We start from the raw sequence: 19,934 nt of genomic DNA, 5'->3' as shown, positions 1-19,934 counted from the left end.
GCCATGCATCACGCAATTGTCTCCTGCCTACACGCCAATCTCCCTGCAGTAGAAGCTGTCTTGAATGACATTGATAAGCAGGGGATTGACACCATTACCTGTCTTGGTGATCTAGTTGGCTATGGTCCCCAACCCAACGAAGTGGTTGAGCTGATACGGAAGCGTGGCATCGCGACCTGCCAGGGCTGCTGGGATGAAGATATCATCGATGGTCTTAATGCCTGCGAGTGCAGCTACCCTTCTCAGCTAGCAGAAAGACGCGGGCACCTGGCCCACCAATGGACAGATGATCAGTTAACGGACGAAAACAAAAGTTTTTTAGCCAGCCTCCCAACATCATTACGTCGTGATCGACTCCTCTTCGTGCATGGCAGTCCCAACAGTCAGCATGAGTATCTTCTGCCAGACATGGATGCATTTGCGGCTCTCGAGCGAGTAGAAACAGCGGGGGCCGATATTCTCTTTTGCGGGCATACCCACCAGCCTTATATACGTGAGTTGAGAGATGGATCTATTCGTGTGCGGTTACAGAGTGCCGAGCATGGCAATGATCAGGGCGAAGAACTAACCCTGCCGATGCGCAAAATCGTCAATGCTGGATCAGTGGGCGAGCCACGTCATGGAAGTACCAATGCCACCTATGTAATTCACAACGATGCAACTGATGAAATTGAGATAAAAGAGGTGCCCTATGACGTTGGCCGAACGTGTCAAGCGATTGTCAAGGCGGGGCTACCGAAAGTCTTCGCATGGCGATTGAGTCATGGTTTTGAATTCGCCGAACAGGCTGAAGATGCAAGTCATGTGTGTGAACGATGATTGAAAGATGGGCACTAGTAAGTGGTCTACGCGGAGATCTCGAGACCTATGACCTAATTCAACGGGATCTAAAGAAGACTCGTGGGGTTACAGCCTTATTTGTCCTTGGAGACCTAGTCGGACCCGAACGCAACTGTGACGCACTCTTAGATCGACTAAAAAATCCCCATCGCGGCGATTTAAAACCAGATTGCATCTATGGTTGGTGGGAAGAGCAACTACTTGCAGAGCGTGGGTTTCGTGGTGAACGCAAAGCTGATGCTCTGCGGCTCAGCCAAGGTGAAGACACAGTCAGCGCACTGCTGAATACGGTTAATCCTTCTCACCTGAAATGGCTGGCATCACTGCAATTTGGCTTCATTGAACTTGACTGTGCACTCATCCATGGGAGCTCTTCAGACGTGGGTGACAACCTCACAGCTGAAACATCTCCACTGATCCTCCTTGATCGACTCACCCGTCTCAATGTGAACAGACTGTTCACAGCGCGCAGTACTAAACAATTTCATCTTGAACTGACTGGAGGAGGGATCAATTCACAAGTAAAGGATCTGAACGGTAAACGTGAACAACAACAGGAAGTTCCCAAACGAAGCGTGATTGGAATTGGAGCTGGCTTGAATTACACCCTTTATGACATTGGTAGCGATAAAACGCACTTCCTTACCGCCGGCAGCAAAACAAATCCCAAAGGGAAGGGTTTCGCATAAACCTCGTCATTATTTTGAGAGAGAGAAGGAGTTACCCAAATTCATGCCAAACAAACACTAGTAGAATTTTTTGAAGAGTTTCAAAACATATCTGTATAAGTAGACTCTTTTGAAAATGCTTTTTTTTGCTTCAAAGTAGTAAAAGATATACACGCCTCGGATGAGAATTCTCCTCTCAAGCTTTTTGGCTCTTTGTATAGGGATCTTCGCTCCACAGATGGCAATAGCAGATGGAGCGGGAACTTTTTCGGCGAATTGTGCTGCCTGTCATGCGGCTGGAGGAAATTTAGTCAACCCAGAAAGAACTCTTTCACAAGCTGATTTAAAAAGCTTTTTAGCTAACTACGAATCAGACCATGAAGCTGCGATTGTTGCTCAAGTAACCAATGGTAAAAATGCAATGCCATCTTTCAATGGTGTTTTGACAGCATCCGAGATAAGCGAAGTTGCAGCTTATGTTGAATCCCAGTCTTCCAAAGGATGGGGTTAATTAGACAGTAACAGTTCATTAGCTTGATTTAGTTAAGTCGTTATGGCTCAGCAGAGCAAAAGCCCTATTAATAGGGGGAAACAATCTGGTGCCTTGCTGAGCAGCTTCTGTTCACACTTTGTTCACACCAGGCAATTCCCCGCAATCCCTTGATATGACTGAAATTAACTACTGGCTAATGAAGTACGTAAGATGAGTGAAGGACTGGGTTTTAAAGGAATCGGATAATTTCATTCCAACTCCATTCCAACTTTGAGTTCGTTTCTTCTTTACTCAAACGCCCAGTAATGCCAAAGATTTTAGAGAAAAGAAAAGTCCTGAATGGGCGTGGAATAGTTGGACAGTTTGGTGTTGGAACCAGCGAGGGGAAGTTCTTTTATCGAGAAAAGGTACAAGGACAGAAAGCTTATAAATTCAAAGTTCTTCCTGATGCCAAGAATCTGGATGAGGCTGAATCCTTAGCGGCTGATGCAGCTATCGAACTAAGAGATGAACTCAAGGATGCAGAACGCATAGTCGAGAACTATGACCCGATGAATTTGGTTCAAAGGGAAGAGAAACTGCTCAAGAAAAAAGAGAAGCTTGCACGAGAACAACAGAAGAAAGAGAACCCCAAGATCTCAATCGAGAAAGCAATGGGTCAATGGTTAATGGAACAGCAAAGAAGAGTGGATGCAGGAACCTTTTCTCAGAACAGTTATGAGCACAAGTTGAACTGTTCAAAACACATCATGGACTTCCTCAAGAAAAGGAAAGTTGTTCTGACAAGCCAAATCACCAATACAACCTTTGATCAATACCCTGAGTTCAGGATGCGGCAAACACAAAGACGCATCGTGATTCATAGAGAGCTTGCAGTCTTAGGTGAATTTATAAAGAGCTATTTGGTTAAACATAAATACATCCCTGCTCACCTATGGCTTGATGGTCAGTTCTTACCACGAATCACAGTCAGAGAAACAGATAAGGACGCCAACCCAGCAATTAATCCAGAAGACTGGAGAACAATTATCGATTACGTCAGAGAAGAGTGGAGACCATTGGCATATGAGAAAGATCAGTTCGGAAGACGTTCAGAGAAGTCGATCTATTTCCGCAACATGTTCTGGCATTGGTTATTAATCGCCAAGAGCACTGGCATGTCCCCCGAGGAGATCTGCAAGATGAAATGGAAGAGTGTCGAGATTATTGATGTCGGAAGGATCAGTAAGTCAAAGGCGATAGAAGAGTATGAGCAGATCCTTGATGAGATCAAAGAAGAAGGGAAAGAAGATGAGATCTATATCGAACCTCCAGACTTAGACGTAAACCCTTCTGATTGGGTTCTCAATCACGATGCTTGGGGACGAGAAGAACGACTCATCTCATTCATCACCACTGTTCGAGCCAAGACTTCAAGAGTTAGGGAGATTCCTTGCAACCTTGGTTATGTCTTTAGGAGATGGAAATACTTTCTAGAGAACGAGATGAAGCACACAGTCAGAGGTGATGACTTTGTCTTTGCTCAGATCCATAACGAGATGAAGCAACCGAATCAAAGAAAGATCCAACAGCATTGGAGATGGGCAGTGGATAAGTTGATGGATGAGGGGAAACTAAAAGGTCATAAATTCTCTGATCGTCCTTATACCCTCTACTCACTACGTTCTACTTTCATTGAAAATCACTTAATGAAAGGAACAGACATCTTTTTACTTGCTCGTATTTGCGGCAACAGCGTCAAGACAATCATGGACACCTACGAACGCATAGACATACGAAAGAGAACGAAGGAAATCACGGACATCGAGTACGGAAAGAAAACAAGTAATGCAGCAATAGTTCAGTTATATGCCGATTAAATTCACAACCAATTCACTCATAAATGAAAAAACTAACCAAACACCAAAGACACTACAGAAAGAAGAAAAAAGAAAGCAAAAGAGACTTCACAAAGGTGCCAAGAGAAGATGGGAAAACAGGTGTTCAAGTCACCAAGAGGCAACTCTGTGTAAGGGTCAATGAAGAAGCTTCTCTGCGACTTAAGGAAGAGGCCGAGCAGCGTCAAATCACTCAACAAGACATGTTGACTTGGATGATCTTAAAAGGCTTACCAAGCCAATCTCAAGGCATTAGAGGGATGGGTACTTCCGGCTACAGCTGGCCTAATCATTTAATGAATGCTGAGGACATTTCTAAGAAGAACAAAGGATCTACAGGGACAAAGCAACTTAATCTCGCCATTACAAGTACAGCTTGGAACAAGCTTCATTGTTTTAGTAATGAGATCGGCCTTTCCAAAGCTCGTATCATTCAAGGTCTCATTATTAATTACACCTTCTGCAGTCCAGAAGAATTAGAGAAACAAAAACAATACAGAGAAAAATGCCGTGACAGAGATGACTTATCTCCAAGGACACCAGCAACACAAGAAGAGATAGACGCTGTCTACAGAGAATTGGAACGACTTCAAAAAGAACGTGAGCAGAAACTTGATCAGTTAATTGAAGAAGCCAAAGAAGAATATGAAGGTCGCCTATCAGAATTGGAGGAAGATGATAGTTAAAGAAAGGGAATTAGGTTCAATGCCTCCCGTATACAGGGGGAGAGGAAAGAAAACCTAACTACAACAATTCCCTTTACTGATGGTTCGGTGAGCGAAGCGAACAACCATCACGAAAGCACCGTCTGTATCTCCCAAACACACAAACCCCAACACTTAATATCTAAAGGTTCAACCCTGATGATCAGTCATGTCCCCTCAATGGACATTCAGCATCATCCTTGTTGAGACTGTATGGGTAAAAGAATAGTTAATTAATTCACAATCACTACTAGCTATGAATAAAGCAGATTTATCAAGGCAAGAAAGATCAAGTATCACAAAGAGACTGCTAGATAAAATCAACAAACAGCACGAACCAACACCGAAAGAAAGGTTCGATCAAGCAATGTTCAACAGAACAACGAACCCTGAAACTATGCCAGCAGAACGGCTAAGAGAGTTTCAGTCACATGGATGGTTTATGGGTTATGAGCCAAGAGAACTAACTCCAGAACAAGCCGCTATTGAAGAAGAAGAGTTTCAGGCAATCGTTAAAGAAGCTTTTCCAAATAATCAAAACCCAGCTACAGATAACCCCTTAACCCCCGAAAGAGCTAAGGAAATTGTTGATGAGGTTTGGAGTAAGAAGAGATTCTCTAAAAGTTAGTATTCCTCCTTTTAAGAAAATAGCGTTCTTTGAATACTCTGACCGCCACTGTTACCTGCTAGATGAACTGCTTTTGCATATTGATCTGCATAAGCACAGTTTTTACAACATTCATTAGGTTCAGGAATTTCGTGTTGATTCATCAGAGCAACCATCTCATCAATTTCCTTTTCGAGTCCGTCAATCGTCCAGTTATAGGGAACGAGATACTCATCAAAGTTCATCGTCTTATGAAATCCATCATCATCTCTCTTGGCATTACACACCAAGAAGTAAGACGTTGGATGAACATCAAATCCCATTCCTTTAAGTAGGTAGGCATAGAAGTTCATCTGAAGTTTGTATCCCTCATGATATGGATCATCTAGATATTCCTGTTTGCTTACTAGTCCATTCTTTGCTTGAGATTTGTAGTCGACAACTATCAATTGTTTAGTTCTTGTGTCCTGCCAAATATCGTCTACACCACCCGTCAAAATGATGCTGGTGTCTTTGTGTCTAAGCATCAATCCACGATGGAGAGAGTTCCTCCAGTTGTCCATTTCTGGATGATCAAAAGGAACTACATGACCTAATCCATTAGAAGCAAATAAACGATGTGGTGTCTGGGATTCTCTGCACTCATCAAACTCTTTTTTAAGTAGAAGGTCAGTTGTTTCATTGAGAGTCCAACCTGGCGTTCCAGGCGGATCAAGACCCATGACTCGATCTAGATAGAAGCATCTTTTACAAGTCAGGAAGTTTGAGAAACGACCTCTACTGATCTTGAAATCTGCTGTTTGATTTGGGGTATAAGAAGAAGTCTCTCTGGCACGAACTCCAGTTGCTTTTACAGGTTCTTTTTTGCCGTTTCTTTTGAGCTCGATCATTGATTAACCATCATGCCAACGTGAATCCTCATGGAGGTCTTCAAAGTGAGCACCACACGATTCAATTAAATCATTGTCATCTACAAAGCCATCATCCTCTCCGTTTGCATCTAGATAAGACAACCGCAACACATATGTAGCCATCATTGGCTCGGCTCCAATTCCACCTGTCTTTTTACATTCTTGAACGAAATCTTCCCATGAGTCTTCCTCACTTAGAAGACCAAGGTCTACACAATAATCTTTATCGACTTCTTCCCAAGCTTCAATATCGTAGAAGTCTGGGTCTGCAAGCATGCATCTTTTAGGAACATAGATAGTCCCCCCATGTTGTTCGTCCCAACAACAAAACCTCCCGTCACCAGAAGGGTCATAAATAATTGCTTCTCCATGATCTTTGCCTCCTGCATCATCATTCCAGGCTTTTAAAAATTCTTTAGCCTCATTTGCAAAGGCAGCTTTATAAATATTGAGTTGCCAGTCATTAATTTCAAAATTATATTTTTCTACAACTTTTTTTTGCTTTGAGCTTTCTGTTTCAATTAGAGGTTCGTCCCCCATATGTCTATGCAGACCTTCAATTAAATTAGGGTGTTTATTAAACCAATCGACTTGCGCTGGATCAGCTTCTTTTTCTAATTGAATTAGAAGTATTAGTTCTTCAGGTTCAAATGTTGCAATTTGGGGTTTTGAAACCCAATCAAATCCTTCTTTCTTTGCTTTAGCAACAATCTTTTCACGTTTTTCTCTCGTTAATTCCCGCTCTTGTGTTATTCCAGTTTTATCTTCTACTTCTTTAATCCACTTTGCTGCTTCCTTGTCTCCTAAATCTGCCGCTTTTTTCCAATCAGCCAGTGCTCCTGCTTGATCGCCTAACTCTTCCTTAGCGCATCCTCGATTGGCATATGCTTCGGTATACGTTGGATAGATTTTTATTGCCTTGGTGTAATCCTCAATTGCACCTTGAGAATCTTTCTTCTCATCTTTGTCACAACCACTATCAAGATATTTGGCGGCTTCTTTTTTCTCTGCAAGGAATTTCTCAACTCTTGCTTTTCGCTCAGCATCCAACTTCTTCTCAACTGCTGCTTTTCGTTCAGCATCTAGCGCCTTGGCTTTTTGGAGGTTTTTAAAGAAGTCACTAGTCATTCTTAATGCTCCTTATCACATCCACGATCAAGGTATTCAGCAGCAGTTTTAGGTTCAGTCATTGGCAATGTTCCTGCAACCATTCGGCAGCACGTTTGTTGCCTGACTCTGCTGCTACTTTCCAATCTTCACATGCACCTTTTAGGTCGCCCTGCTCTTTCTTTAAAGCACCGCGAATTGCATAGATGCTCTTGCCCTGCGGATCAAGTTCTATTTTTTTAGTCAAATCATCAATTGCTCCTTTAATATCACCTGTATTCCCTTTTACTCTGGCGCGCTCATAGTAAGTAAAAGCATGATTAGGATTAATTTCTATTGCCTTGCTGTAATCAGATATTGCTCCTTGATGATCACCTAACTCACTCTTAGCACGACCACTTGCATAGTATGTCTCATGATAATTAGGGTTTAAATCTATTGCCTTTTTATGATCAGATACTGCACCTTCAAAATCCTTTAATTTAAATTTAATGGTCGCACGGTAATGATACATAGTGTCTATTCTAGGATCATCTAACCAATCATATCTTGCTTTGTCTTTGTGATTACTAATAATCTCTATTGCCTTGTCATAATCATATAGTGCTCCTTTATTATCTTCTAATTCGATTTTAATTGCACCTCTTTGAATATAATAAAAATAACAAATTGGATCTAACTCTATTAATTTATTGTAGGTAGTTATTGCACCTGAAGGATCACCCATATCATACTTTGCATTAGCACAGTTTCTGTAAGGGACAGTGTCATTTGGATCAACATTTATCGCCTTGTTGTAGTCCTCAACAGCACCTTTATAGTCACCAAGAGTTGATTTCAAATAACCACGACTATTTAAAGCATGTGTATTTTCGGGGTTTATCTCTATCGCCTTGTTGTAGTCCTCAACAGCACCTTTATAGTCACCAGTTATTTCTTTAGCACGCCCTAATTCCCAATATCGTTCGTCGCCTGCATCAATCTCAAGAAGATTAATATTGGCACTTTTTACTCCTTTTGCTTTTAACATTGCGACACGGAAGTCAACAAGATCTAGTCGCTCAGTACCATCTTGAAAAGTTGAAACATATCCGCAGGCACGCACAATATCTGAGTAATTTGAATCGCCAAGTTCTTTGATTTTGTCTAGTAACTCTTGACCAACAAGAGGTTTATCCGTTGGATTAGTCATTCGCAATGCTCCTTCAATAGTTCTGCTGCCTCTTCATCTCCTAATTCTGCTGCTTTCTTCCAATCTTCACATGCTCCTTTGAGATCATTTAATTTCTTCTTTACTACCGCTCGATTAAAATAAGAATCGATATTATCGGGAACCATTTCTATCGCTTGATTGAAGTCCCTAAGAGCACCTTGATAATCGTTTGATTCATTTAAACAAGTACCACGAAAGTAGAAATACAGTCCGTCATCAGATTTGATTTCTATCGCTTTGTTGAAATCCTTAAGTGCACCTACATAATCACCTTTTTCTTGCTTTTCAATACCAAGATTTATAAGGTCAATACAATAATTCTTTAATGACTCAGGAGCATCTTCATTACCTAATCCTGCTGCTTTTATCCAATCTTCGGCAGCGCCATCGCGGTCTTCAAGTAACGATTTGGAAAGTCCTCTGAAGAAATAAGAACTTGGTATTTCTACGCCTGCTTCTAATGCCTCTGTAAAGTCATTTATTGAATCTCGAAATTCTTTGATTGATCCATTTGCCATACCTCGTTTAAAATATATTTCACCTCGATAACTTGATTTACCAACCCAAGAATTACTTATAGTTTCTCCTATTGCTATCGACAAACTAATTGCCTTTGAAAAATCAATTACTGCCTCCTTATTTTGATCTAGCAAGTGCTTTGCATTCCCTCTATTCCCATATAAAAGAGGATCCTTGGGATCAATTTCTATCGCTTGATTGAAATCATCTATTGCTCCATTTTTATCATCTAGATAGAAACACTTTGCATAACCTCGACTATTCCAAGCATATTTATTTCTAGGGTTAATTTCTATTGCTAAAGTATATTGTTCAATCGCTTCAGGTGTATCTCCTGACTCTTCTTTTGCTCTCCCTTCTTTCCAAGCATCGTAGTCTTCTTTCCCCACATAAGTGTTATTGAGCATATCGCCTAAGTACATTGCCTCGATATTGCTGCCCATATTCTGAAAATAGTTTTCTATGCTTAAAGATACCTATAACTCACTGACTCATCAGAAAGCAGTAAATTTTAGTTATGGGTTAAAGCAAAAATGATATTCAAATCAGATGACGGCAAAACCTTTAACCAAGAACAAGCAATAGATCTGTTGGTGTCCTTAGTTGCTACTGATGCCAACTCGGAAAAGAAGTGGAGAGGGTTCTATAACTCCCTATCTAGTACTGAACTTCAAGGAGAGTGGGACTATTACTGGAAGGCTTAGGGAAATAAGTCCCAAAAAAATTTTCACAGATTTGAGAGGTGGTTTAACGATGTAGTAGGGACGCTCATCACCCCCATACGCCCCTCCCCAAAGAAGCTATGAGGATGAATGGATTGATTCATAGGAATGGTCTCTAACATCTTGAAATCGATCCTTGAAGTCGCAGAAAAGCAACCTTGAATACTCCTAGAAGAAAAGCGAACCAGCTTGGTATTACTAACTATTTATTCAAAGTTGGAATGGATTCACAAAAAGGTTGGAATAATTCCTAATAGCTTTCCTCCGAACCAACTGCTATTACTAGACTTCTCAATTAGACGAGAATTATTGAGAGCAAGGGATTTAATTAAAGCTGCCAATACCATCAACTGCAATTAGTAGAGCCCTGGGTTTTCTACCTTCAACGCTACTGAGTTCTCCAGCACGATCCGCGCTGTCTGCTCATCGATACCAGCAGGAGCTCTGACCTGGACTTCCAAAGTCATCTCAACGTCGGCACCATCCAAAGCCTGGAGATGCGACATCACCTCTTCCATGAAGGTGCTCATCTGAAGGCTGGCCCTTGTTGAGTCGAGCTTCACTGATGCGACAAAGCGCGTTGGCAGTTGAGGCTTCGCAGGTGCTTCTGGTTGAGGTGGTGCCACATTCGCGGACGAAGTGTCTGCTGACGTTGCTCTATGTGCAGTCGAAGTGGACGACACGGGTCTAAGAGATACGTCTACGACATCAATGAGAGTCGCAGAAGCAAGTTGCTGCAGGGCCACTTCGTTTTTGACGACCAGGCTGTTCAGCGTTGGCAATTGAGTGCTGGAAGCTTCTTGAGGTCGAAGGCCTGCATAGCGACCCGATGCCTGATCAACGGAATCAGCAAGGTGGAAGGTCTCCTCTCCAGTCATCGCTGCTTGCGGGTTCACCAAGGCATCGAGGATCACCTGATCGGTGCTGATGCGCGGCAGGTAGAGGTACTTTCGGCACCACTCCACCAACTCACGTACCTCGACATGCGGACGGTCACGCCAGAGGAACGCATTGAGCTTCTCTTTGATCGCCCGTGCACCGAGCTGAGCTGCAAGCAGGTCTTCCTGAATGCATTTCTCAGTCGCTCGCTCAGCTAGTGAGCCTTTGCCACCACTCAGGCGCTTTTCATCCCAATCAGCTCCCTGGGGACCGGGCTGACTTTGGTAGGGCACCAAGAGATAAGACCAAGTCTCTGGAATTCGTAGAGCGATTGCCTCCACTGCCTCCTGGATCTTGGTCGCGGCCTGGTTTTCCTGGTTGACGGTGATCTGCAGTAGCAGCTTCTCGTCGATCACCCGTTGCCACGCACGTCTGTCGGCTAGCGCTTGAAAGAGGTTGTCGAGGTTCTGCTCGTCCGGAGCGAGGAACACCAGCGTGTTCTGAAACTGCCTCGGGCTGTTCCCCTTGCTTTGCAGGCAACTGCTGACCCACTCACGTGCAGGGCTGGTGTCCTGATTGCGCTTGTAGGGGTACTGGGCGGCCAGCAGAACCAAACGCGTTGTGGCTTCATCTGGGATGCCGCTGGTTTCGATCTGGGCTGCGTGGACGCCATCAAATCGTCCGCGCTTGGAGGCTTCCTTCGCCAGCAGTTGGTTTAGCTCAGCCAGCAGCTCGTCCTTTTGGCGCAGATAGCTCTCCCTGTAGTCCTCGGCTGTGCGGTTGAGATTGGGGCTGGTGTCGATCCAATAGCGATCGCCGTCTTGCTGGATGTAGCGACCGCGATCTCCAAGACGCCGCAAGGCATCACCGAAAACAGCAATGGGTTCTCCTGGCATGACGCAGGCGAGCTTCACGCGTTGGTCGTTGATGCCTTTGCGCTCACGGTTGGCTCCAGGCGCAGTGCCCATGTACAGGCTTCTGGCGACACGCTTGCAGGCACTCACCCGGCCGAAGTTGGGGTTCTCTGCATCGAGGCGAGTTGGCACTGATTGGCCGCCATCGACGTCTTGGGAAATGATTGGCTCCCACTGGTTATCCAAGAAACGCACCAGCTCGTTCTTGACGTCGTTGTCATCGATCGGCATTGAGCTGGGCATGATCAGCAAGTCCTTGCTGTCGCCGCTCCAAAGACCTTCGATTGTGAGAGCAAGCAAGCGCAAGACACCACGCGTGCGTTGGAAACGATCGAGGGTGCTCCAGTCTTCGTAGAGACGCTCGAACAGTTCTGGGTGAATCGGATAAGCCGAGGTGAGCAGATCTCGGTAGCCGGGCTCTCGCGCCTCGGAAGGGAAGTCGGCCTTATTCACTGCGTAGAGGTCGGTGAACGACCGAACTACTGCATCTCGATTGGCCCCGTCTTCACTGGTCGCGATCGGCTCGAACAGTCGTCGACGGACGATCTCGTAGCTTTCGTTCCCTGTCGCAGGACGCCACTGATAGGCGAGACGCGTGACCACGTTCTTCAAGCCATCACATGCGATCTGACCATCACTGCCACCGATTTCATTGCGGCTTTGAGGAACAGAGATCAACAAGAGAGCGTTCGAGACCTGTTTGGTGGCTTCGGTGAGCTGCTGCGCAAACGACAACTGGGCGTCGAATGTGCCAGCCGGTAAGTCACCCTGCGAGACGAGGTTGCGGGCATAGGCCACCCACTCATCAAGAAGGATCAAACACGGGCCATGGGCCTCGAATAGTGCTGCAAGTGCCCGGGCACCAGGGGGGACCTGACGCTTGTCACTCTCTGCGATCTCGGCATAACCGGAGGCACCTCCAAGCTGCCAAGCGAGTTCACCCCAGAGGGTGTGGACCTCGGTGCCATCGGGCTTGGTATCGGTCTTGGAAGGGTTGAAGGCTGTGCCCACCAAGACGGCTCTTGAAGCCTTAGGAACACTGTTGATCCCAAGCTCACTGCAGACCTGGTCAAGACCAGGGAGGGATGCCAAGGGGACGCCGGAACACAAGTGATAGAGCGCCAACATCGAGTGGGTCTTGCCGCCACCGAAGTTGGTTTGCAGCTCGATTACGGGCTCGCCGCCCTGGCTGTTGAAGCGCTGCAGAGCTATCTTCAGCAGATCCCTAAGGCCATCGGTGATGAAGGTGCGTCGATAAAACTCCTCTGGATCGGTGTACTCCGAGCTGCCCACACCTCTCTGAACAAGATCCAGATCAGCAGCAAATTCGGCCTGCTGGTACTTCCCGCTGATCACATCTGGGTGGGGAGTGATCACCTCACGCCATGGCTTCAGACCTGACTGAACCTGGTTGGCAATGGTGGCTTGATACCGGGTCTTGTTGCGCGCCCGTTCCGTGTAAACCTGCTGTTGGAGCTCTTCTCGCAGAGAACGAATTGTCTCCGCCTGATCGGTGGCGTTGATGTTGCGGCAGAGACGAACAGCGGTGTCGAGATAACGATCGACGTCATCCGAAGACATCGCCTCGGCATGGGCCCACTTATTGCGAGCCTCTAAAAGCTCACTCACATAGGCGCGATCCGAGTTGCTGAGCAACTTCTTGAAGACCAGCCCCCAGTGCTCCATGAAGAGCTTCAGGAGGACTGAGACGTCTTGGAGGTTGTTGGCTTGTGGAGGTAGGCGGTCTTGCCAGTCGCTGCCAACAGAGTTGTAGAGCTGGAGGGAGACATAGGGCAGCAGACCAGCAGCGAGCTGATCAAGGGCCTTGCCGATGCGGTCGCGGTTGGAGAGAGCCATAGGTCGATCAGATCAGGGTGGTCTGAACAGCGGATTCAGAAGATTGAGAAGCTGCTAGCCGTTCAAGTTCTGGCCAAGCGATCACGAGCCCGTTGTAAGCACGAGCTTCCTCTGTTTGCTTTGTCTTCTCGCAGTGGTTGAAGAGGCGGTAAGCAAGAGCACGACAGTTCGCGACCAGCTCTCCTTGCCCAAGAAGATTCTTGAGCTGTGCAAGAAGGGCCGCGGCAGATGCTTCGCCACCTACCTCTAGCTTTTTGATCAAGTGCTGAGTGGCTTCCCATACGCATAGGCGGCCATCACTTGATGGGTCCCAATCGGCATCAAGTTGCTCACGGCGAAGCAATTGAACTTTGCCAGCGATAGCCCTCAGAATCCCCGCATCGGCAACACCCTGAACCGAGACATTCCTCGCTATTGCTAAGCCTTCAGCATCGCCATAAGGGCGTTCTTCGTAGCCATAACTCTCGAAGAAAGTGAGTGCGAAGCATGTGTCTGCGTCAAAGGAGCCTTCATCTTCGGCCAGGTATTCATCGAGCGCCTCGTTGATTTCAATCAGCGCATCCCTGACACTCATTGAGGAGTCGTCAGAGTTAAGAACAGCTTTGGCTTGGCTGAAAATTGCTATGCCAGGCCCAATTGCCGCTTGAGCAACATCTACAGGTGCAATATTGGCGCGTTCTAGCTCTTTGATTGCCTCGGGCAGATGCTTTCGTAGCTCGCGGCGGAAGGCAGTACGAGAAAGTACGTCTGAATCTCTATTCCTGCTGTGGCAAACCAGAACTATACTTGAGGCGAGAGCATTTGTGCCTCTGCCAACATTCCGAGTTGCGAGCTCCGATCGCATCGGCCAAGTACCAGTGATGGCTAGCCCAGCATCAATGACGGCTGCCAAAAATGTTTCCCAGCCAGTACTTGCTGTGCCTTGCAATGCTTTCGTTTCAGATTGCTTAAAGGCGTAATAGATGCTGATTGGGAAGCCTGCATGAGTCTGTATGGCGAGCTTATGCATTGCCTCAGTCATGCCCTTTAGGAAGAACTCTTCGGCTTGCTCCTTGCCGTTGTGGCGATACGGCGTAGCAACTAACTCCTCTGCTTTTGGAACAACAAGTGTGGCGAACAGGTTTGGATGGAGTGTACGGAGTGATTGACGCAGCCAGACATAGAAAAAATCTGAAAGGTCTGCATAGCCAATATTGTCATAATATGGAGGGTCGGTCGACACTATTTTATTTGCGCTAATTTCCTGTCTCTGCGCATCGAACTGATCGACTATTCCTGGCAAAACAGGAACTGTTTGTTTGTCTAAGACCTCTGTGAGAGAGCCGACACATCTTTGGAAGTCACCAGCTGCGTCGCCAAAAACATTGGCCTCCGCATAATCCCAGACCATGGGTAAAGCCTGCCTCCCAAAAGTTGCCCTCAGCCTGGGCGGATTGACCTGCCAGCTGCATAAGCAAGTATTCGTGTCTGTCATTTTGTCAAGACAGAAGGCAAGATAGGTGCAGACTGCTTCCGAGTACCCATCGACGCCAATGCCGCCATCACGCAGAGATGTGGAGTTATCAGATAGTCCCGCTCGAAGAGCATCACTGCGAACTTTTTGTATCGCTTCGCCCACGAGATCGGAGAAGGTGGTGAGTGCCACTAGCTGGCGATCTGTGAAGAGGTCGCAGTAGTTGGTGAGACCGTAGAGCTGAGTGCGGATGTCGCGCGGATTGTGGTTAATCTCGGTCTCAGGTCTCCATGGCGGATTCGCACTATCTGCCGCTGCTTCGTGCTCCGGTGTCGGAGGAAGATAGACGCGTCCGCGCGTACCCTCAGCGACGATTGCCATCAGCCGCGCACCCAAAGTCCCGGCAACACCTTGGTCACGAATAGTTGAAACCTTAATAAGCGTGTTTGACATCAGACATGTGAAGTTTCCTCCTCTGCCAACCTTTGTGCCGTTCTTCGCCCTCTCCGGATTCTGTGGCTTGCCGACCTTCACAGTGAAGCGATAGTCGCCGTCCTCGATCACCGGCTCGACATAGGCCTCCTTGCCGTTCTTGGTGGAGAGCATGAAGGTGGAAGCCAGAGGCACTTCCACATGGGAGAAAGCCGGGTTTGGGCTCTTCACGGTGCGCGCCCAGAGCCAGGCGATCACGGTGAGTTCCTGTCCTTCGTAAGGCTTGAGATCCGGGCGCGGATTCTCCGGATCGTTCACCATCTCCGGGGTGATCAGCACCTTCGGATAGAGGTGACCGATGCGCTTTTCGGCTTCATCGCGCATCCATTTGCCGTAGTAGCGCACGTCTTCCGCCAAGCCCTGGGCGCCCTTCCACTGGTGCACATCAAGGTTGAGCCTCCTCTCCGGGTTCACCGGCGGCATCCCCGCAAACTTCGGCGGTATCTCGATCATTGCTTTGTTGATCAGCACTGCTACCGGGTTCAGATCACTGGCGTAGCTCTCCAGTCCCAGGCGCTGCGCCTCTAGCGGCAAGGCCCCACCCCCCGCGAAGGGATCGTGGAAACCTGGCAGCGTCTCCGGGTTGAACAGCTCAGCTGCCTCAGGGTGCTCGGCGTTATCGGCGCAGCAACGCTTCCAGCTGCGGCTGATCTCTGCCCGCGCCCGGTTCAACACCTCCTCATTGGTGGTGTTCTCCCAGGTGACTAGCTCACTAATCAGAGCAAACAGCCGCAGCCGTTCGTTCTCCTGGTCTTCTTCTGTCGGGAACTCCTCTGGTACTGCCGATGGGTCATCCACCATCTGGCAAAAGATCACTGCCCTTGCTGCTGCCAACGGCCGCCGTGCCCACCACAAGTGCAAAGTGCTCGGATGCCCATGGCGGATGCTTTTCTCTTTCGCTGATGCTGCATTGATCGCCTCCAGAGGGATGGCAACCTCAATCAGTTTCTTGCGGCGTTTTACGGGGTAGTCGGTCATCGTTATCAGTGAGGTGCTTGGCCAGCGGCCTGAATTTGCTCAAGTTTTTTGGTGACTGAAATGTCTCCGAAGCCAGGAATTCCCCAGTCGACGCCACTGACATAGACAGGAGGAGATGCGGCATCACCAGCGACACTCACCAGCGCCAAGCGGAACCGATCCGGTGAGTTGCGCGCCGTATTCACTTCGTTGATCGTGAGCGTCACTGAGTCGGCTCCTTCGATGCGCCCCTTCACTTCGATGAAGAACAGGTTGCCTTGCGCATCCATCGACTCGATGTCGTAACCCAGGCCTCGTTGTGCGCTGACGTCTTTCGGCATGCGGCCCATCGCTTTCTCTGCTTCGAAGACGGCGTTCATGGCTAGTAGCTCCACACGTTTGCGTGCTGCTGAGTCCACCGCATCAGGCTGGCTCTGCCCTTGAAGCCTCAGCAACAATCCAGCAGGGATGACCAGTGCTCCCCCCTTGAGGTTGGGGACCTTGGCCGTGATTTGAGCTTCTGCTTTCAGTTGCGCTAGCCGTTTCTCCAGACGACTCACCAGCACCTCGGCACGTTCTCTAGCCACCTGAGCTGGAAGCCGCGCTTGCTTGCCAGCTTGCTCCTGCAGCTTGAGCTCTTCGTAGCGGCGGCTCCAGTGGTTGATCTCCCGCGTCATCCGCGCATTGATTTCGCGCTCAGCCTTGGCAATCCGCTCGAGCTTCTCTTGCTTCACATCCTCCAGGTGCTGCGGCACGACGGTTGCCATGGCGTGTTGAAGCACAACCGAATCCCAGTCCTGGGCCAACCAGCTCTCCTGCAGCAGCGGTGCTGTCAGATCCAGCTCGCCGTCCTGCAGTGGCCTGTAATCGAGATAGGGAGCAGATCCCGCAGGATTCACATCCCCACTCCGGCTGATCTCCAGGAACTGCAGGCGGTTGGAGATCAATTGCTGGTGACCTGTTCGGGTCTTGCGGCCGTCCTGAAGACCATGCTCCAGGCAAAACAGCAGCCGAGGCTCACTTCCGAGATCCCGCTCGTCCACCAAGACAGCCCCCTGCCCCAGCACTGAGCCATCACGCTCCATCACCAGGGAGATGCAGGCCTCAAGCAATGGATGCCCAGGGCTGACGAGCTCGGCTCGTGGGCTGTCAGAGACGTGCTCCTTTTCAAAGCAGATCCGCTCATAACGAGGCTGAACAGGCAATCCAATACCGATCTCCTGGTTCCGATCCATCAGCAGGGGAGGCACGCAGGTGACTTCGTAGCGGCCCTTCTCCCTGGGGTTCACCTTGCCGCCAAGACGCTTGAAAGCCTCGATGAAAAAGTCATGCACGTAGTGGGGATGAATCCGCCTGGCCATGGCGCGTTCCATTTGCTGCCGCAGCTTTTCGACGTTGGCTGTGTCCATGCCCTGCCGCACCAGAGCCCTCTGCGCGAGGAGGTCCTCTAGGTGGCGTTGGTCGACAGCTCCATCGATCTCCAGCTCAAGCCGAGCCTTCACATCCGCGCGATCGTTGTAGCGAACGGCATCCATCAGCAACTCACGCAGTGATCGGCCAGAAAAAAGTTGGCCCAACACGTCGAAAACCTTGTCTCCAAGTGCTTCTCTCGCTGCTTCCAGCTTGCGCAATAACTGGATGTAGACGTCGCCCTCTCGGGTGTCTTTCGCCAGAAGGTTCCAGAGATGGCACACCTCCTTCTGACCAATCCGGTGGATCCGCCCGAAGCGTTGCTCTAACCGGTTTGGGTTCCAAGGGAGGTCGTAATTCACCATCAGATGCGCTCGCTGAAGGTTCACGCCTTCACCAGCCGCATCGTTGGCCAGCAGCACCACAACTTCAGGATCATTCATGAATGCATGCACGATCTGCCGGCGCCGATCACGAGCAACCCCGCCATGTATCTCCACCACAGCTTCAGGGCGCCCTAAGCGATCGCGGATCTTGCTTGCCAAGTCGGTCAGCGTGTCCTTGAACTCTGTAAAAAGCACCAATTTTCGGCGAGCGCCGTTGGCCTGCTTCATCAACGGGTCATCAAGGATTCGGTCCAGCTCCCGCCACTTGGCATCTGTACGTTGATCGACGACCCGTTTGCTGAGTTTCTCCAGCTCTTGCAGGATTTCGATCTCGAACTGCAGCTCGGCAAGAGTCTTAGCTGATGTGGCGTTGTCGGTGAACTTCTCTTCTTTTCCTTCGATCTCTCCAGCCGTGTCCTCTTCGTAGAGGTCCTCGATGTCTTCATCACTCATCGAGCCAGGCTGGTACTTGGCATCGAGGCCCAGGCGAGCTTCTGCGCCACGTCCTTCAAGCAACAGCCGCTCTTCTTTCAAGCGGCTTTCCAATCGATCACGACGGCGTTCAATCGAGCGGTGGATCGCGAATGGGCTGCTGGCGAGACGACGTTGCAGCGTCATCAACGCAAAGCCCACATTCACGCGTTTTTTGCCTCCGCCTTGCTCGTTGGCATTGCGGTCAGCGCGGTTCATCTCTTCCCGCACGTATTCAGTCACGCGCTCGTAGAGGACCTTCTCTGGATCAGAGAGCTCGTATTCGGCGGTGTAGCTCCTGCGCTCCGGGAAAAGCTTGGTTCCTTGGAAGGTGTAGAGGTCTTCCTTGACCAGTCGCCGCATCAGGTCAGTGGGATCACTGCGGTGGACGGCATCACGCTGGTGGCCAGCAAAACGGTCTTCGTCCAGCAATGCCATGAACAGTTGGAAGTCCTCTTCCTTGCCATTGTGGGGCGTCGCCGTCATCAACAACAGGTTGCGGGCATGGTTTCCCACCCGCTTGCCCATCTCGTAGCGCTTGGTCCGCTTCACCTCGCTGCCGAAGTAGTGGGCGCTCATGCGGTGTGACTCATCGCAAACCACCAGGTCCCATTCGAGGGCCTGCTCAAGCTGGCTCTGCAGTTCTTCGTCCCTGGAGAGCATGTCCATCCGTGCGATCAGAAGTGGTCTCTGCTCAAACGGATTACCCAGGCCTGTGGCATTGATCAGGTCGCGGGTCAGAAGCTCGAACTGGAGTTCGAACTTTTCCTTGAGTTCGTCCTGCCACTGCTCAGTAAGAGAACCCGGCGCCACGATCAGGCAACGCTCCATCTCGCCACGGATCAAGAGCTCCTTGATCAGCAGGCCAGCCATGATTGTTTTGCCGGCTCCAGGGTCGTCTGCCAGCAGGAAGCGCATCGGCTGCCTGGGGAGCATGTGCTCATAAACCGCACTGATCTGGTGGGGCAGCGGATCGATCGTGCTGCTGCTTACCGCCACGTATGGGTCGAACAGGTAAGCCAGCTCAATCCGGGCAGCTTCGCTGATGAGCCGGAAGAGATCACCGCTTCCTTCAAAGCTCCACTTGCGGCCACCACCAACCAATTCCAGCTCAGCTTCATTGCTGCGGAACAGGAGTTGTTCGCCCAGAGCGCCGTCCTGGGACCGGTAGACCACCTTGCAGGCTGCTTCCCCAAGCATCTCCGCAGTGACCACGCGCACGGCTTCCCGACCGACAAGGCCTTGCACCAAGGCTTCTGGCTTGAGGTCCTCGAGGCGGGTTGCCATAGGCTACTGCTGGTCCACACCACAAGAACACTTTATATAGGAACGAATCCTTGGCTTTGAATGCCCATTAAAGAACAGTAAAACCCCCGATTAGCAGGCCATGGGTTCGCCCCTCGGCACTTAACGACAGCAAAAAGCAGAGAGGCAGAAAAGTTTTGGTGTAAGTC

14 protein-coding genes are annotated in these 19,934 nt (G+C 48.9%); 7 read left to right on the top strand and 7 right to left on the bottom strand.

Annotated features, from left to right (window positions below; genetic code table 11):
- The first annotated feature begins 3 nt into the window (after positions 1-3).
- The 6 genes from SOI84_RS08030 (at position 4) to SOI84_RS08005 (ending at position 5,210) form a co-directional block, all read left to right on the top strand.
- The gene (locus SOI84_RS08030; protein ID WP_320674016.1) at positions 4-819 is read left to right on the top strand and encodes a metallophosphoesterase family protein; all 816 of its coding nucleotides are present in this window, start codon (positions 4-6) and stop codon (positions 817-819) included.
- Entirely contained in the window at positions 819-1,529 is a 711-nt protein-coding gene (locus SOI84_RS08025; RefSeq protein WP_320675432.1) for a phosphoesterase, read from the top strand. The genes SOI84_RS08030 and SOI84_RS08025 overlap by 1 nt, the downstream gene beginning before the upstream one ends.
- 160 nt (positions 1,530-1,689) lie before the next feature.
- The gene (locus SOI84_RS08020) at positions 1,690-2,019 is read left to right on the top strand and encodes a c-type cytochrome (RefSeq protein ID WP_320674015.1); all 330 of its coding nucleotides are present in this window, start codon (positions 1,690-1,692) and stop codon (positions 2,017-2,019) included.
- Positions 2,020-2,306: 287 nt separating this feature from the next.
- A complete protein-coding gene (locus SOI84_RS08015; RefSeq protein WP_320674014.1) occupies positions 2,307-3,860 on the top strand; it encodes a hypothetical protein in 1,554 nt (517 codons plus the stop codon).
- 23 nt (positions 3,861-3,883) lie between these two features.
- Positions 3,884-4,564 (top strand): hypothetical protein, encoded by a 681-nt coding sequence (locus SOI84_RS08010; RefSeq protein ID WP_320674013.1) that lies wholly within the window; start codon positions 3,884-3,886, stop codon positions 4,562-4,564.
- 274 nt (positions 4,565-4,838) lie between these two features.
- On the top strand, positions 4,839-5,210 hold the full coding sequence (locus SOI84_RS08005; protein ID WP_320674012.1) for a hypothetical protein: 372 nt from the start codon (positions 4,839-4,841) through the stop codon (positions 5,208-5,210).
- Between the two features lie 11 nt (positions 5,211-5,221).
- On the opposite strand, the gene SOI84_RS08000 is transcribed toward SOI84_RS08005, so the two are convergent.
- The 4 genes from SOI84_RS08000 to SOI84_RS07985 are packed head-to-tail and all read right to left on the bottom strand — an operon-like array spanning position 5,222 to position 9,361.
- Positions 5,222-6,079 (bottom strand): PD-(D/E)XK nuclease family protein, encoded by an 858-nt coding sequence (locus SOI84_RS08000; RefSeq protein WP_320674011.1) that lies wholly within the window; start codon positions 6,077-6,079, stop codon positions 5,222-5,224.
- A gap of 3 nt (positions 6,080-6,082) precedes the next feature.
- A complete protein-coding gene (locus SOI84_RS07995) occupies positions 6,083-7,228 on the bottom strand; it encodes a tetratricopeptide repeat protein (protein WP_320674010.1) in 1,146 nt (381 codons plus the stop codon).
- A 58-nt stretch (positions 7,229-7,286) separates the two neighbouring features.
- Positions 7,287-8,399: a tetratricopeptide repeat protein gene (locus SOI84_RS07990; protein WP_320674009.1), complete on the bottom strand. Its 1,113-nt coding sequence runs from the start codon at positions 8,397-8,399 to the stop codon at positions 7,287-7,289.
- The gene (locus tag SOI84_RS07985; protein WP_320674008.1) at positions 8,396-9,361 is read right to left on the bottom strand and encodes a tetratricopeptide repeat protein; all 966 of its coding nucleotides are present in this window, start codon (positions 9,359-9,361) and stop codon (positions 8,396-8,398) included. Before SOI84_RS07985 ends, SOI84_RS07990 begins: the two co-directional genes overlap by 4 nt.
- Positions 9,362-9,472: 111 nt before the next feature.
- Between SOI84_RS07985 and SOI84_RS07980 the strand changes: the two genes are divergently transcribed.
- Positions 9,473-9,643, top strand: a complete 171-nt coding sequence (locus SOI84_RS07980; RefSeq protein ID WP_320674007.1) for a hypothetical protein — start codon at positions 9,473-9,475, stop codon at positions 9,641-9,643.
- Positions 9,644-10,017: 374 nt separating this feature from the next.
- Here the strand turns inward: SOI84_RS07980 and SOI84_RS07975 are convergent, their stop codons facing one another.
- Genes SOI84_RS07975 through SOI84_RS07965 form a run of 3 tightly spaced genes read right to left on the bottom strand, consistent with a single transcriptional unit; the run spans position 10,018 to position 19,767 of the window.
- Complete coding sequence (locus SOI84_RS07975) at positions 10,018-13,311, bottom strand: DUF499 domain-containing protein (RefSeq protein ID WP_320674006.1); 3,294 nt, start codon at positions 13,309-13,311, stop codon at positions 10,018-10,020.
- Positions 13,312-13,318: 7 nt separating this feature from the next.
- Positions 13,319-16,234, bottom strand: a complete 2,916-nt coding sequence (locus SOI84_RS07970; RefSeq protein WP_320674005.1) for a DUF1156 domain-containing protein — start codon at positions 16,232-16,234, stop codon at positions 13,319-13,321.
- A 5-nt stretch (positions 16,235-16,239) separates the two neighbouring features.
- Positions 16,240-19,767 (bottom strand): protein NO VEIN domain-containing protein, encoded by a 3,528-nt coding sequence (locus SOI84_RS07965; RefSeq protein ID WP_320674004.1) that lies wholly within the window; start codon positions 19,765-19,767, stop codon positions 16,240-16,242.
- Between the last annotated feature and the right edge of the window lie 167 nt (positions 19,768-19,934).

Origin of the sequence: Prochlorococcus sp. MIT 1341, assembly GCF_034092415.1 — a bacterium.
Lineage (GTDB): Bacteria > Cyanobacteriota > Cyanobacteriia > PCC-6307 > Cyanobiaceae > AG-363-P08.
This window is presented reverse-complemented; position numbering and strand designations above follow the sequence as displayed.